Annotated in this window: 13 protein-coding genes; 10 read left to right on the forward strand and 3 right to left on the reverse strand. The window is 51.7% G+C overall.

The window, feature by feature from the left end:
• The first annotated feature begins 90 nt into the window (after positions 1–90).
• The 3 genes from KBY68_RS03310 (at position 91) to KBY68_RS03320 (ending at position 2,484) form a co-directional block, all read left to right on the forward strand.
• On the forward strand, positions 91–267 hold the full coding sequence (locus tag KBY68_RS03310; protein WP_255095892.1) for a tRNA-specific adenosine deaminase: 177 nt from the start codon (positions 91–93) through the stop codon (positions 265–267).
• Between the two features lie 276 nt (positions 268–543).
• A complete protein-coding gene (locus KBY68_RS03315; protein WP_255095893.1) occupies positions 544–1,959 on the forward strand; it encodes a polysaccharide deacetylase family protein in 1,416 nt (471 codons plus the stop codon).
• Between the two features lie 9 nt (positions 1,960–1,968).
• Positions 1,969–2,484: a nucleoside deaminase gene (locus tag KBY68_RS03320; protein WP_255095894.1), complete on the forward strand. Its 516-nt coding sequence runs from the start codon at positions 1,969–1,971 to the stop codon at positions 2,482–2,484.
• On the opposite strand, the gene KBY68_RS03325 is transcribed toward KBY68_RS03320, so the two are convergent.
• Positions 2,456–3,094 carry a 2OG-Fe(II) oxygenase gene (locus KBY68_RS03325; RefSeq protein ID WP_255095895.1) on the reverse strand — a complete coding sequence of 213 codons (639 nt, stop codon included), beginning with the start codon at positions 3,092–3,094 and terminating at the stop codon, positions 2,456–2,458. The two genes, KBY68_RS03320 and KBY68_RS03325, sit on opposite strands and share 29 nt — an antisense overlap.
• 63 nt (positions 3,095–3,157) lie before the next feature.
• Between KBY68_RS03325 and KBY68_RS03330 the strand changes: the two genes are divergently transcribed.
• From KBY68_RS03330 to KBY68_RS03355, 6 genes are all read left to right on the forward strand, one after another.
• The gene (locus tag KBY68_RS03330) at positions 3,158–4,372 is read left to right on the forward strand and encodes an MFS transporter (protein ID WP_255095896.1); all 1,215 of its coding nucleotides are present in this window, start codon (positions 3,158–3,160) and stop codon (positions 4,370–4,372) included.
• A 28-nt stretch (positions 4,373–4,400) separates the two neighbouring features.
• The gene (gene ppk1 / locus KBY68_RS03335) at positions 4,401–6,536 is read left to right on the forward strand and encodes a polyphosphate kinase 1 (RefSeq protein WP_106500455.1); all 2,136 of its coding nucleotides are present in this window, start codon (positions 4,401–4,403) and stop codon (positions 6,534–6,536) included.
• 271 nt (positions 6,537–6,807) lie between these two features.
• On the forward strand, positions 6,808–7,779 hold the full coding sequence (locus KBY68_RS03340; RefSeq protein WP_106500456.1) for an RNA polymerase sigma factor, RpoD/SigA family: 972 nt from the start codon (positions 6,808–6,810) through the stop codon (positions 7,777–7,779).
• A gap of 6 nt (positions 7,780–7,785) precedes the next feature.
• On the forward strand, positions 7,786–8,406 hold the full coding sequence (locus tag KBY68_RS03345; protein ID WP_315855644.1) for a dolichol kinase: 621 nt from the start codon (positions 7,786–7,788) through the stop codon (positions 8,404–8,406).
• Between the two features lie 28 nt (positions 8,407–8,434).
• Entirely contained in the window at positions 8,435–8,782 is a 348-nt protein-coding gene (locus KBY68_RS03350) for a UPF0175 family protein (protein WP_255095897.1), read from the forward strand.
• The gene (locus KBY68_RS03355; RefSeq protein ID WP_255095898.1) at positions 8,779–9,315 is read left to right on the forward strand and encodes a PIN domain-containing protein; all 537 of its coding nucleotides are present in this window, start codon (positions 8,779–8,781) and stop codon (positions 9,313–9,315) included. The genes KBY68_RS03350 and KBY68_RS03355 overlap by 4 nt, the downstream gene beginning before the upstream one ends.
• 7 nt (positions 9,316–9,322) lie before the next feature.
• Here KBY68_RS03355 and KBY68_RS03360 read toward each other — a convergent pair whose 3' ends face one another.
• A complete protein-coding gene (locus tag KBY68_RS03360) occupies positions 9,323–10,366 on the reverse strand; it encodes a 3-deoxy-7-phosphoheptulonate synthase (RefSeq protein ID WP_106500457.1) in 1,044 nt (347 codons plus the stop codon).
• Between the two features lie 82 nt (positions 10,367–10,448).
• Here KBY68_RS03360 and acnB point away from each other — a divergent pair, with 82 nt between their 5' ends.
• The gene (gene acnB, locus KBY68_RS03365) at positions 10,449–12,980 is read left to right on the forward strand and encodes a bifunctional aconitate hydratase 2/2-methylisocitrate dehydratase (RefSeq protein ID WP_255095899.1); all 2,532 of its coding nucleotides are present in this window, start codon (positions 10,449–10,451) and stop codon (positions 12,978–12,980) included.
• Here the strand turns inward: acnB and KBY68_RS03370 are convergent.
• Positions 12,975–14,225, reverse strand: coding sequence for an ATP-binding protein (locus KBY68_RS03370; RefSeq protein WP_255095900.1), 1,251 nt, complete (start codon positions 14,223–14,225; stop codon positions 12,975–12,977). The genes acnB and KBY68_RS03370 overlap by 6 nt on opposite strands.
• Positions 14,226–14,441: the final 216 nt, after the last annotated feature.

Here is a 14,441-nt window from a genome sequence, read left to right on the forward strand (position 1 = left end):
TCAACCCCTGCCTCCAATTGCCAGCCCGCAAAGACATATCGCGACATCACTAATACATCAACTGGCGAAGCTCTGCTTTAAAGTTGAAAAATGCCAAGCATCAACAGTGCAAATCCAGGCCATGACAGCTTTATGGCCATGGCGATTGCAGCAATGCAGCGCACAGCATTAGAGGAACGCAGCGGCGAACCATTTGGAGCAGTTGTTGTTAGAAAAAACGAGTTAATTGCTGTTGCTGGCAATACAGCAAAGCTGAAACATTACTAACAAGCTGAATCTTTCGATATAAGCTTCTCTCTATGCCGTAGGGTGCTTATACTTTAATCCATGCGCTTTTGTAGCTAATTGGAGGTAAGCGCCTTAAATGCCTGCGTTTCTGCCTGATCGATCTCACTGGTATTAAAGCTGCTATTCCCTCCCCGCTGGAAAAGCTCGTTTCCAAACCGGTAAACGAACCATTGGCAAATGCCGCTGCTGGAGTTAGCTAGAGCAGAATACTGAAAACCACCGAAATCAGATTAACTACAAAAAACCATCGGCTCAATGATTGATTCAGTAAATCACCAGAAACAACCCCTGCCGCCAATCGCTGGCTTGGAAGCTGAGCTGTTGGCCTTGATGCAACAACCCGGTCAGGTAGCTGCACCTTATTCGAATTTAAAACTTGAACAGCTGCAATCCGCATTTGCCTGTGCTTTGCACATGCATCAACCAACGATTCCAGCCGCTGCTGATGGGGAGCTGATCTCCCATTTGCAATATATGTTTGAGCACCGGGAAGAGGGCGATAACCACAATGCCGAGCCCTTTGCCCAGTGCTACAAACGCATGGCAGAGATCATCCCAAACCTGATCAATGAGGGTTGCAACCCACGGATCATGTTGGATTACTCGGGCACGCTGCTTTGGGGCTTTAGCCAAATGGGCCGCCAAGACATCCTTGCTGCACTAAAAAAACTTGCCTGTGATCCAACCCTGTATACCCATGTGGAGTGGCTTGGCAGTTTCTGGAGCCATGCCGTTGCACCATCAACGCCAATTCCCGACCTAAAACTACAAATCCAAGCCTGGCAACATCAATTCGCCAACCTATTTGGCCAGGAGGCCCTGCAACGGGTGAGGGGTTTTTCACCACCTGAAATGCATCTGCCAAACAATCCAGATACCCTTTATGCCCTTGTAAGTGCCCTGCGTGAATGCGGTTATCGCTGGCTGCTGGTGCAGGAACATAGCGTTGAAAATCTTGATGGCAGCAGCCTTAGCCAAGCGCAAAAATTAATCCCAAATCAGCTTGTGGCCCGCAACAGCCAAGGTGAAACCACATCGATCATCGCCTTAATCAAAACCCAAGGCTCTGATACCAAATTAGTGGCTCAAATGCAGCCTTACCACGAAGCACTTGGCTTAACAAGGCAACAACTTGGCACAACCACTATTCCAGCTTTAGTGAGTCAAATTGCTGATGGTGAAAATGGTGGTGTGATGATGAATGAATTTCCACCCGCCTTTATTCAGGCCCATCGCACGATCGCCAATAGATCAACAACGCCAACAGCAACTGCTCAAACAGTAGCCATCAATGGCACAGAGTATCTAGAATTAATTGCCAACTCTGGTGTTAATCCAGCTGAATTCCCTGCCATACAAGCCATAGGTCAACACAGCTTCAGGGCTGGCGATACAACTATTTCAATGGAAGGTGCCTCCTGGACCAACAACATCAGCTGGGTGGAGGGTTATGAAGGGATTCTTGAACCCATGCAACAGCTCAGCGCCCGCTTTCATCAAATATTTGATCCGCTGGTGGCTAATGATCCAGCGGTAACAAAAAGCGCCCGTTATCAAGAGGCGCTTTTACATGTGCTGCTACTAGAAACCAGCTGCTTTCGCTATTGGGGCCACGGCACCTGGACCGATTACGCCAAAACAATTCAACAACGGGGTGAAGCTCTGCTTTAAAGTTGAAACATGCCAAGCATCAACAGTGCAAATCCAAGCCATGCCAGCTTTATGGCGATGGCGATTGCTGCGATGCAACGCACGGCATTAGAGGAACGTAGCGGTGAACCATTTGGCGCTGTAGTTGTTAAAAATAATCAGCTAGTTGCCGTTGCTGGCAATAGTGTTTACCGCGATAAAGATCCCACTGCCCATGCGGAAATCAATGCTATCCGCGCCGCTTGCAAAGCCATAGGCAGTTGGGATTTAAGTGATTGTGTTCTTTATACAAGTTGTCAATGTTGCCCAATGTGCTATTCAGCTGCGGCATGGGCTGGCATAAAAAAGATTTACTACGCGGCCGGTTGGGATGATTACAACGACATCTACGACGATCAAGCAATCGGCCATGATCTACAACAACCAGATAAATCAAAGGCCCTGGCACCAGAGCAATTAATGCGGCTTGATGCCGTTGCCGTGTGGCAGGCGGTGCGGCTAGATAGGGGAATTACAACTACTCCGGCGCGGCCGCCAAACGTTTGAGATAAGCCGCATTGCTACCGGCATTAATCCAGCCTGTGGCAATTGTTTTGCTGTGCTGATGATCCACTCGGCCGCGGTGAATATGGGAAACACCAGCAGGAAAAATCAATAATTTGCCCCGTTCTGCTGCTTCGTGGTGGTTTTGCCAATGGAATTCAGTGCCACCCTCCGGGAGATCATTGCAATAAAGAATCCAGGCCAACACACGATGCACCGGTTCGGTGGCCTCTGGGCTGATGGTCCAATCGCAATGCCATGCCTTAAAACCTTCGCCTGGGGCGTAATGCTGCAGATTAAAAATCGGATTTACAAATAATTGTTGTTCCGGGCAGCATTGCTGCAATAGCGGCAGCTCTTCCAGGTAGCGATTGAGGCCTGCTGTTACACCACGCAGAATTACATCGGCCAAGGCAAAGGCTTCCGGATCACTGCGATCAATCGCCACCAGGCTGATATCAGTTGAACTCTTGGCAGGTTCCGCTCCCGCTTCACTGCCTGGGCCAAAGGCCACACCTGGGGTGTGCAGATCAGGGCGCCGCTCAAAAAAACGGATCACCCCATCGGCTATGGCTTCATAACCAGCATTGCGATAGGCGGCGATCAAACGCATATTTTCAAATTAAGGCTGGCTGGTGGTGAACACTAGTTGCATCAACCGCAGGGCCCGCTCCCCATGAAACGTCCGTCCACGCTGCTTTGCGTGTTTGTGACGCTGCTAAACGATCGGGTTGGTGAAAGCCTGGTTTTTCCGCTGCTGCCCTTCCTGCTCGCTGGCTTTACCAGCAGTGGCACCACCTTGGGCCTACTGGCGGGCAGCTATGCCCTAGCCCAATTTTTAGCTACCCCATTAATCGGTGCCCTCAGCGATCGCTTTGGTAGGAGGCCCGTGATCGCTTGCTGCGTAGCCGGCACGGTGTTGGGCTTGGCTTTATTTGCGATCACCCTGGAAATCCCCTGGCCCCAGGCCAGCGCTTGGCCCTTGGTTTTACTGTTTAGCGGCCGCCTGCTGGATGGCTTCAGCGGTGGCACCGCCGCCAGTGCCGGAGCGGTGCTTGCTGATATCAGCAGCCCTGAAAATCGAGCCAAGGCATTTGGCTTAATCGGTGTTGCCTTTGGCCTGGGCTTCATTCTTGGGCCTGCCTTAGCCGGGGTATTAAGCCGCTGGAGCGTTACTTTGCCGGTGTGGATAGCGGTGGCGATTGCCGCGATCAATCTGGTGTTGGTGTTGCTATTGCTGCCGGAAACGCACCCAGCCGAGCAGCGGCGGGCCCTACCGCGCAAACGGGCTTTAAATCCCTTTGCCCAGCTGGCGAAAGTATTTGCTAATCCAAAAGTAGGCAGCCTGTGCCTTGGTTTCTTTTTGTTTTTTCTTGCCTTTAATGGTTTTACAGCGGTGCTGGTGTTGTTTTTTAAACAGGTATTTGGTTGGGGACCTGGGCCGGCCACCACTGCGTTTTTAATTGTTGGGGTGGTGGCAACGGTGGTGCAAGGGGGATTAATTGGTCCGTTGGTAACAAGATTTGGTGAGCAGCGTTTAACACTATTTGGCCTTGGCTTGGTGGTGGTTGGCTGCCTGTTAATCCCTGGGGCACCGATCACAAATGCCAAACCGGTGGTTTTTAGTGCCGTTGCGCTTTTAGCGATGGGCACTGGTCTTGTTACCCCCTGCTTGCGCAGCTTGGTTTCCAGGCGCCTTGATGGCGATGGCCAAGGCGCAGCCCTAGGCAGTTTGCAGGGATTGCAAAGCCTTGGCAGTTTCCTTGGCCCACCAATGATGGGGTTGGCCTATGAGCAATTGGGTTTTAGTAGCCCATTTCTATTGGCGGCAGCACTGCTATTGGGGGTGTGTTTTCTCACTGCTAACGGAACCCTTAATCAAGCCAGCTAGTGTCGCGCCAGTGGCTTCTGTTCATTCCATGGCCTCAGCTGTTCTTGCCCCAGAGCTCTACTTAAACCGTGAACTGGCTTGGGTTGATTTCAACCAACGGGTGTTAGCCCAGGCCCTTGATGGCCGCACGCCATTGCTTGAGCAAGCAAAATTCAGCGCCATCTTCAGCAACAACCTCGATGAATTTTTCATGGTGCGGGTTGCATCACTGAAATCACAGGTGGAGGCGGGTATCACCAGCTTGAGCATTGATGGGCTAACACCCCTGCAACAACTGCAAGCAATTCAAGCCAAATTACGGCCGGTATTAGAACAACAGCAGCAGCATTACCGCGGCGAACTAAAGCCAAAACTGGCTGAATATGGCGTTTATGTGCTGGATTATCCGCAATTAAATGCTGGCCAAAGGGAATGGTTAAACAACCATTTCCGCACTGCTATTTTCCCGGTGCTCACACCCCTGGCCGTGGATCCAGCCCATCCATTTCCGTTTATTAGCAATCTGAGCCTCAATATCGCCGCCTTAATTAGGGATCCTGAAACGGGTGAACAACAATTTGCGCGGGTGAAGGTGCCACAAAAAAACCTACCGCGATTTATCAAATTACCGCTTGAGCTAGCTCAGCAGGAAACGCCAGCCCTCTACAGCGCCGTTCCGCTTGAGCAGGTGGTGGCATTTAATTTGGCGCTGCTATTTCCTGGCATGACTATTGAAGGGCACTATTTCTTCCGTGTTACCCGCGATGCCGACCTCGAGCTGCGGGAGCTAGAGGCCGATGATTTGATGATTGCCCTACAGGAAGGCCTGCGCAAACGACGCATGGGCGGTGAAGTGGTGCGCTTGGAGGTGGCAGATGAAATGCCCCAAGACGTGGTGGATTTATTGATGGAAGGCATGGCTGTTGAAGCAGAAGACCTGTATCGAATTAACGGCCCCTTGGGTTTAGATGATCTTTTTGCCCTTACCGGGGTGCCGCTACCCCAATTCAAAGACAGCCCCCAACTAGCCAGGATCGCAGCACCACTAGCCAGGGCCCAAAAGGCATTGCTTGCCGATGGCTCAATTAAGCCAGAGGAATTTGAAAGCGTATTTGATGTGCTCAAGCGGGGTGATGTGCTGCTGCATCACCCCTACGACCTATTCAGTTCGTCGGTGGAGGAATTCATTGGCCAGGCCGCTGATGACCCCGATGTATTAGCGATCAAGATGACGCTTTATCGGGTATCTAAAGATTCAAAGGTAATTAGTTCGCTGATTACAGCTGCTGAAAATGGCAAACAGGTGATGGCACTGGTGGAATTAAAAGCCCGTTTTGATGAAGAGAACAATATCCAATGGGCAAGGCAACTGGAAAATGCAGGCGTGCATGTGGTTTATGGCGTAATCGGCCTAAAAACCCACACCAAGGTCACCCTGGTGCTGCGGCGTGAAAAGGATGAACTGCGCTCCTATGTGCATGTGGGCACCGGCAACTACAACTCAAAAACCTCAAGGCTCTACACCGATGTGGGTTTACTTAGTGCCAGGCCTGAATTAGGCCAAGATCTAGTAGAACTTTTCAATTACTTAACCGGTTTTTCAAAACAACAAAGCTTCCGAAAGTTGCTGGTGGCACCAGTTACTTTGCGGGCAGGTATGGAGGCATTGATCCAAAGGGAAATCGAGCATGCCAAAGCCGGGGCAGAGGGGCACATCATTGTGAAAATGAATTCCCTTGTGGATCCCCGCATCATCGCCCTGCTCTATGAAGCATCACGGGCCGGCGTGCAGATCGAACTGATCATCAGGGGTGTTTGCAGCCTGCGTCCTGGCCTTGAAGGCCACAGCAGCAACATTTCAGTGATAAGCATCATCGGCCGTTTTCTTGAGCACTCCCGCATCTTCTGGTTTGGCAATGGCGGCAACCCGGAGGCTTTTATCGGCAGCGCTGATTGGATGGGACGCAACCTCGATCGCCGCGTGGAAGCGGTTACCCCGGTGGAAGATCCTGAATTGCGCAGCAGTTTAGAGAAGTTGCTACACACTTACCTGGCCGATAACCGCGGCGCCTGGGATATGCAAGCCGATGGTCAGTTCCTGCAGCGGCTATGCAATGAAAATGAAAATAATTCACAGCTGGAGCTAATGGAAAACTGGAATGCTGTGCAGGGGCAATGCCTTTAAATCCAGCAATTAACTTCAGATTTCTGCGAAGCTTTATGGCCAAAAGTTAAGAAGCATGGCCTAAAGGCAGCACCCAAACCGATTCCTAAACTGACCGTAAATTGTGAATTCCGCTGGTTAAGCTGAGCCGTGCCAAAGCTTTAGAAGCAACTGCAACAAATCAGTAGATTTTATATTGCCTTGATTTGCAGATTGTTTTCCAAAATGAGGCACACATCAGCGCCCATTAGTGCTAAGTTCTGGCCAAATTTAATTCGAGAGGACCAGGGTGATGGGGACACCACTGGGGGCTCGAACTGAAGGTGAACAACCTTCGGTTCGCCCTGCGCAATTACGGAGCGGCAGCCGCACTGGAGGCCGCTTAAGCACCGATTCAATCGGTTGGTACTTGAGCAACATCGGCAGGGTGCCTTTGCTCACCGCCGCTGAGGAAATCGAGCTGGCCCACCAGGTGCAGCAGATGAAGCAACTTTCCGAAATAGCCGAGGAGGAGCGCACCCCCCGCCAGCGCCATCAGGTGCGGATGGGTTGCCGCGCCAGGGATCGCATGATGGCCGCCAATTTGCGTTTGGTGGTGAGTGTGGCTAAAAAATATCAAAATCAAGGCCTTGAATTGCTTGATTTAGTGCAAGAAGGGGCAATCGGTTTAGAGCGCGCCGTTGATAAGTTCGACCCCGCCATGGGTTATAAGTTTTCCACCTACGCCTATTGGTGGATTCGGCAAGGGATGACGCGGGCCATTGATAACAGCGCCCGCACAATCAGGTTGCCAATTCATATCAGTGAAAAACTATCCAAATTACGCCGCATTACCCGCGAGTTATCCCATCGCTTTGGCCGCCAGCCCAATCGGCTTGAGATGGCCCATGCCATGGGGATGGAACCGGAAGAACTAGAGGAACTACTCAGCCAAAGTGCTCCTTGCGCCTCCTTAGATGCCCACGCCAGGGGCGAGGAAGACCGCAGCACCCTGGGTGAATTGATTCCAGATCCCGCCAGCACCGAACCGATGGAGGGCATGGATCGCAAGATCCAAAAGGAACACCTGGGCACTTGGATCACCCAATTAAATGAAAGGGAGCAGAAGATTCTGAAGCTGCGTTTTGGCCTTGAGGGCAGCGAACCGCTCACCCTGGCTGAAATTGGCCGCCAGATCAATGTGTCCCGTGAACGGGTGCGTCAATTAGAAGCAAAAGCAATCCTCAAGCTGCGCTTGATCACCAATCAACAGCAGGCTGCCTAAGCGATTTTGCTACTGGTTTCCATTTGGCTGGGCCTGCTTTTTATTAGCTCAAGCCTGATCAAAAGCACTTGGCCCCAACAACCGGAACTAAGCCGCAAGGTGGTTCATATAGGTGCGGGTTTTGCCCTGCCTTTGGCCTGGTTTAGCCATATTCCCCTCAGCATTGCCCTGGCAGCAGCGTTGCTTGCCACTGCCCTTGCTGCAATCAACCACCGCTGGCGGTTGCTACCCGCCCTAGAGGATGTGGGTAGGGCCAGCATTGGCACGGTTGCCTATGGGGCATCGATAACACTGTTGCTTGGTTTGTTTTGGCCCCAACGGGCCGATTTGGTTTGCGCTGCGGTGCTAACCATGGCCCTTGGTGATGGCCTAGCTGGTTTATTGGGGGCGCACTTCCCATCAAGGCGTTGGCAATTATTTGGCCAAACAAAATCATTGCTTGGCACTGCTGTAATGGCAGTGGTAACACTGCTGGTGCTGTTGATATTGCTACCGCAACTACCTATTTATCAACTATTGGCAATTGCCGCCAGTGCAACGCTGCTGGAGCAATTCAGCTGGGGCGGGATCGATAACTTCAGCGTGCCCCTACTGGTGGCGGCCATGGCCCATTGGCTTGGCAGTTAGCATTGTTCCCACACCCTGCAGGAATAATATGCAAACCTTTTCCGTGCGGCAACTAAAGAACAATCCCTCCACGGTTTTAAAAGCTGCTGAAACCGATGCAATGGCCCTGGTAACAAGCCATCAACAGCCCACCGCCCTAGTGGTAGCCCTTGATCGCCTAGGGCTACCAAATACGGCTGCGGTGCGATCCGGCTTGGCTCTTTCACTATTTCGCGGTGGTTCAATTTCAGTGGCTGCGGCTGCACGCATTGCAGACCTACCCCTAGCCAGATTTCTTGAGATTCTCTCCTCCCTCAAAATCCCTGTGGCTACTGCTGATGCAGGCGAATTAGCCATTGAACTCAGCTTGGCGCGCCGCTGGCTTGGAAACCAATGAAAGGGCTGCAAAGGGGATTGATTGCCGATGCTTCACCATTGATCGCCTTTGCAAAAATCCAAAAACTAAATTTATTAAAAATATTATTTAGCAAGGTGTTCATAACTGAATTAGTTGCTAGAGAATTGGGAATATCAAAAAGCAGCATTTCATCACAGTTTCCCGAGAGTAAAGCTTTGCTTGATGCAATAACAGATGGCTGGTTGATTGTTACTAACAATGCACAAATCGCAAATAATCCCTATCAACCCATCAACCCCGGCGTGGATGAAGGAGAAGCGAGTGCAATTGCCCTAGCAATCGAAAAACAAACCGAACTACCCGGCATACCGCTCTTAATAGACGACCGCTGCGGCAGGGCAGAAGCAAGCCTGCGGGGGCTAAAGATTATTGGCTCTGCTGCAATATTAATTTTGGCCAAGGAATACAAACTAATCGATTCATGCGCAGCCTTATTAGCTCAAATGCGCCGTAATGGCTACTACCTAAGTGATGAATTAATAGCCACTGTGTTAAGCCAAGTGAACGAATAAGCCCGAATCAAGCCACTGCAGCAGCTAACTTTTCCAAAAGGGCTTCGGTGGTATCTAGATCGATGCAGGCATCGGTGATGCTTTGGCCGTAGGTGAGTTGGGATAGATCAGCCGGAATTTTCTGGCTGCCAGCCACCAAATGACTTTCAAGCATCACACCCATCACGGCAGTGCCACCTTGTTGCACCTGGCCGGCTACGGCCTCAAGCACCTCAGCTTGGCGGCGGTAATCCTTATTGGAATTGCCATGGCTGCAATCAACCATCACCCGATGGGGTAGATCCGCTTTTTGTAGCGCTTCAGCTGCTGCTGCAATCGCCTCTGGGTGGTAGTTGGTGCCACTGCCACCACCGCGTAACACCAAATGACCATCTGGATTACCGGTGGTGGAAACGATTGCCGCATGGCCCTGGCGGTTGATCCCCAGGAAATGATGGGGGCGGGAAGCGGCTTCCATCGCATTTATTGCAATGGTTACGCTGCCATCGGTGCCATTTTTGTAGCCGATCGGCATCGATAACCCGGAGGCCATTTCACGGTGGGTTTGGCTTTCGGTGGTGCGGGCGCCGATGGCGGTCCAGCTGATCAAATCAGCGATGTATTGCGGCACCACTGGGTCAAGTAATTCCGTAGCTGCTGGTAAACCACGTTCCGCCAGATAAAGCAGTAGTCCGCGCGCTTTACGCAAGCCGGTATTGATGTCGTAGCTGCCATCGAGGTGGGGATCATTGATCAAACCCTTCCAACCGATGGTGGTGCGCGGCTTTTCGAAATAAACCCGCATCACAATTTCCAACTTGGCCTGCAAGCGTTCACGGATTTGCACCAGGGCGCCTGCATATTCCTCAGCGGCACCGAGATCATGCACCGAACAGGGGCCAACGATCACTAAAAGCCTTTGATCTTCGCCGCTCAAGATGCGTTTTATGCGCTGGCGGGTGGCTTGCACCGTGTGGGTTGCCCTTTCGGTGAGGGGCAGATCGCTTTGCAGAATTACGGGAGCCACCAATGGGCGGGTCTCCACCACGTGCAGATCAGAGGTGGGAAGCATGCCCTTAGTTGTTCAGACACATCAGCTACAACCCTAAGGGTCTGCCGTGCGGGAACAATAGGAGCAGTGCTGAAATCCGCTAATGCTCGCCGCTTACCGCCAGGCCGCTTTGCACAGGGAAACGCTTGGGGTACCACCACTGCCGCTGGATGCAGGCCAAGCCCAGGCCCTCACAGAACTACTGCTGCAGCCACCTGCAGGGGAAGCGGAATTCCTTCTGGAACTGCTTAAGGAACGGATTCCACCAGGGGTGGATGAAGCTGCCTACGTGAAAGCGGCTTGGCTAAAGGCTGTTGCAAAAGCCGAATTAGAAAGCCCCCTGGTAAGCCCCCTGCTCGCTACCCAGCTGCTTGCCACGATGATCGGAGGTTACAACGTAGCTGCCTTAATTGAACTATTAAGCAACGCTGATGCTGCAATTGCCGCAGAAGCAGCAACGGGCCTAAGTAAAACCCTATTGGTATACGACAGCTTTAATGATGTGCTGGAACTAGCAGCCAGCAATTGCCATGCCAAGCGGGTAATTGATAGCTGGGCAAATGCTGAATGGTTTACAGCGCGGCCGAAACTAGCGGCTGAAATCACCGTTACGGTGTTCAAGGTGGAAGGTGAAACCAACACAGACGACCTATCACCAGCCACCCATGCCACCACGCGGCCAGATATCCCACTCCATGCGATGGCGATGCTGGAAAGCCGCATGCCAGGGGGCCTAGCGCAAATCAGCGCCCTAAAACAAAAAGGCCATCCAGTGGCCTATTGCGGTGATGTGGTGGGCACCGGTAGTTCGCGCAAATCAGCAATTAATTCAGTGCTATGGCACACCGGTAAAGATATCCCGCAAGTGCCAAATAAACGCAGCGGCGGGGTGATTTTAGGCAGCAAGATAGCGCCAATATTTTTTAATACTGCTGAGGATTCAGGCGCGCTGCCGATTGAATTTGATGTAACTGGATTGAATACAGGCGATGTAATTACGATTCGGCCCTATGCAGGCACGGTGGAAAGAGATGGTGCAATTATCGCCGAATTTCAATTAAAACCAAACACGATTGCCGATGAAGTGCGGGCCGGCGGTCGCATTCCTTTGCTGATTGGCAGATCACTAACGGATAAGGTGCGCGAGCGTTTGGGATTAGCGCCAAGCGAGCTATTTATACGGCCAGGCAGCGCCCAAAAAAGCAACAGGGGCTTCAGCTTGGCGCAAAAAATGGTGGGCAAAGCCTGTGGGCTAGTTGGCGTGCGGCCTGGCAGCAGCTGCGAACCGTTGATGAGCACCGTTGGCAGCCAAGACACCACAGGCCCGATGACCCGTGATGAATTGAAGGAATTGGCCTGTCTGGGGTTTTCCGCTGATTTTGTATTGCAAAGCTTTTGCCACACGGCTGCATATCCAAAACCGGTTGATCTAAAAACCCATGCCGAATTGCCAGATTTCATTGAATCCCGCGGTGGTGTAGCCCTTCGCCCAGGTGATGGCATCATCCACAGCTGGTTAAATCGCATGTTGCTGCCGGATGCGGTGGGCACTGGCGGCGATAGCCACACCCGTTTTCCCTTGGGTATTTCATTCCCGGCCGGTTCCGGCCTGGTGGCTTTTGCAGCGGCGATCGGGGCGATGCCACTGGATATGCCGGAATCGGTGCTGGTGAAATTCAGCGGCTCATTGCAGCCGGGTGTAACCCTGCGGGATGTGGTGAATGCAATTCCCTATGTGGCAATCCAGCAGGGATTACTCACGGTGGAGAAGGCCAACAAGAAAAATATTTTCTCCGGCCGGATCATGGAAATTGAAGGGCTGCCTGATCTGAAATTAGAACAGGCATTTGAATTAACTGATGCCACAGCAGAACGCAGCTGTGCCGGTAGCACCATTAAACTGAGTATTGAAACTGTGAGTGAATATTTACGCAGCAATGTTGCCCTACTTAATAATATGATTAGCAATGGTTATGGCGATAGCCGTAGTTTATTGCGGCGGATCAAGGCGATGGAGGCATGGCTAGCAAATCCAGTGCTGCTACAGGCGGATGAGGATGCTGAATATGCAGCGGTGCTTGAAATCAACCTAGATCAAATCACTGAACCAATTCTTGCCTGCCCCAATGATCCAGATAATGTAAAAACCCTTAGCGAAGTAGCTGGAGATCAAATTGATGAGGTATTTATCGGCAGCTGCATGACAAATATTGGCCATTACCGCGCCGCTGCAACCCTATTAAAAGATGAGGGAGCGAATGCCGCAAAACTCTGGGTTTGCCCGCCCACCCGCATGGATGAAGCGATGTTAAAAGAGGAGGGCTACTACGCAATATTTGAAGCCAGTGGTGCCCGCATGGAAATGCCTGGATGTTCCCTATGCATGGGCAATCAGGCCAGGGTAGAAAACAATACCACCGTATTTTCCACCAGCACCCGCAATTTTAATAATCGCCTTGGTGATGGCGCCCAGGTGTATTTAGGTAGCGCTGAATTGGCGGCTGTGTGTGCTCAACTCGGCAGAATTCCAAGCAAAGAAACATACCTTGAGATGGCAGCAAAAAAAATCGATCCAAACCAGCAAGAGCTCTACCGCTATCTAAATTTTGATCAAATCAAGGCTTATCAGTCATAACGCACCCACAGGCAACACAAAAACGCCATCAGGGCGTTGATAGCCATAACCCTTGCCGCACACCACCGCTAAGAAAGCTGGCTCCCCTGTGCGATGAGTATCAATTTGCTCACGGAAATGCAGTAACCCTTGAGCTGCAGCTTCTATCTGAACTTCTCCTAATTTGATTTCAATTGCACCCCAGCGGCCATCTCGCAACTGCACGATTGCATCTACTTCCACACCATATTTATCACGGTAATGGAATACTTCACCATCCATCGCCTGCGCTAGCACCCGCAGGTCGCGTATCACAAGTGATTCAAATAAGAACCCCAACCATTCCAGATCTTTAAGCAAGCGATCTGGGCTTGCCCCCATGGCTGCCACTGCCAAAGAGGGGTCGCAGAAATGACGTTTTGGCGCCTGCCTAAGGGCTGCTTTTGAACGCAGATGGGGTCGCCAAGCCGGTTGATTTTCAAGCACCATTAATCGCTCTAGTGCCTGCAAATAATCGGCCACAGTACGGGGATCAAGGGGGCCATCACTACCGCCAACATCAGCTGCCAATGTGGCCAAACTCACCTCGGTAGACACATTGCGCCCAAGCGATCGCAGCAATGCAGCCAACCGTTGCGGATCACGCCGTTTTGTATCTACCCGTTGGAGATCCACCTGCTTTACCTGCTCCAAATAATCGCGGGCTGCACGGCAAGCCAACGCTGTTGATTGTTCAAGCTGACCTGGCCAGCCGCCACGGCAGATCAGTTCTGCCAAATCCGTAATTGCAAGGCCTGGATCAGCGCACTTAACAGGTTCAGCATTAAATAGTGCCGCCAATGAAACACTGCCTTTGCCAGCGCCGCTTTCGTGCAGGGTCATGGGCCGAAGCCGTAAAAACGAAAATCGACCCGCTCCGGTATGGCGTTCAACATCATCAGCTGGTACCGCAGAGCCAGTGAGCAGAAATTGACCAGGCCCTTGTACTTCATCTACCGCCCGGCGCACCAAATTCCAGAGCGCAGGCTCCACCTGCCATTCATCCAGCAAACGCGGTCGCTCACCAGCCAACACCAAAGCAGGATCCACCGCTAAAGCTTGTCTGGCTGCGTTATCAACATCCAGCAGCACCGTGGATGCTGCCAACTGCTTTGCCATCAAGGTTTTTCCGCAGGCCTTTGGGCCTTCAATTACCACTGCACCAGCAGCGGCAAGGCAGAAACGCAATTCAAGGTCAGCAATGCGGGGCCGATAAAAGAACGCCATACATGCTCCCCAATGCAGTAAATGGCGAGATTCTAATGCGGTTTTTGGCGAGACTTCAATGCAGAAAATGGCTTAATGCCAATCTTCCAGATCATTAAGCAAGCGATCTGGGAAATAGTAATCATTACTTGGCTTTCGGCACTTGTTTCGATCGCCTCCACCAAGGATTGGGAAATGCACTTACAGAAATAACGCCCAAACCAGGCCGCCAGGCCA

It is taken from the genome of Synechococcus lacustris Maggiore-St4-Slac (assembly GCF_024345595.1).
Classification (GTDB): Bacteria; Cyanobacteriota; Cyanobacteriia; order PCC-6307; family Cyanobiaceae; genus Synechococcus_D; species Synechococcus_D lacustris.

Bases quoted from the DNA above. Each gene is read 5' to 3' on its own strand.
- KBY68_RS03310 (WP_255095892.1), top strand. From the start codon at position 91: ATGCCAAGCATCAACAGTGCAAATCCAGGCCATGACAGCTTTATGGCC.
- KBY68_RS03315 (WP_255095893.1), top strand. From the start codon at position 544: ATGATTGATTCAGTAAATCACCAGAAACAACCCCTGCCGCCAATCGCT.
- KBY68_RS03320 (WP_255095894.1), top strand. From the start codon at position 1,969: ATGCCAAGCATCAACAGTGCAAATCCAAGCCATGCCAGCTTTATGGCG.
- KBY68_RS03325 (WP_255095895.1), bottom strand. From the start codon at position 3,094: ATGCGTTTGATCGCCGCCTATCGCAATGCTGGTTATGAAGCCATAGCC.
- KBY68_RS03330 (WP_255095896.1), top strand. From the start codon at position 3,158: ATGAAACGTCCGTCCACGCTGCTTTGCGTGTTTGTGACGCTGCTAAAC.
- ppk1 (WP_106500455.1), top strand. From the start codon at position 4,401: ATGGCCTCAGCTGTTCTTGCCCCAGAGCTCTACTTAAACCGTGAACTG.
- KBY68_RS03340 (WP_106500456.1), top strand. From the start codon at position 6,808: ATGGGGACACCACTGGGGGCTCGAACTGAAGGTGAACAACCTTCGGTT.
- KBY68_RS03350 (WP_255095897.1), top strand. From the start codon at position 8,435: ATGCAAACCTTTTCCGTGCGGCAACTAAAGAACAATCCCTCCACGGTT.
- KBY68_RS03355 (WP_255095898.1), top strand. From the start codon at position 8,779: ATGAAAGGGCTGCAAAGGGGATTGATTGCCGATGCTTCACCATTGATC.
- KBY68_RS03360 (WP_106500457.1), bottom strand. From the start codon at position 10,366: ATGCTTCCCACCTCTGATCTGCACGTGGTGGAGACCCGCCCATTGGTG.
- acnB (WP_255095899.1), top strand. From the start codon at position 10,449: ATGCTCGCCGCTTACCGCCAGGCCGCTTTGCACAGGGAAACGCTTGGG.
- KBY68_RS03370 (WP_255095900.1), bottom strand. From the start codon at position 14,225: ATGGCGTTCTTTTATCGGCCCCGCATTGCTGACCTTGAATTGCGTTTC.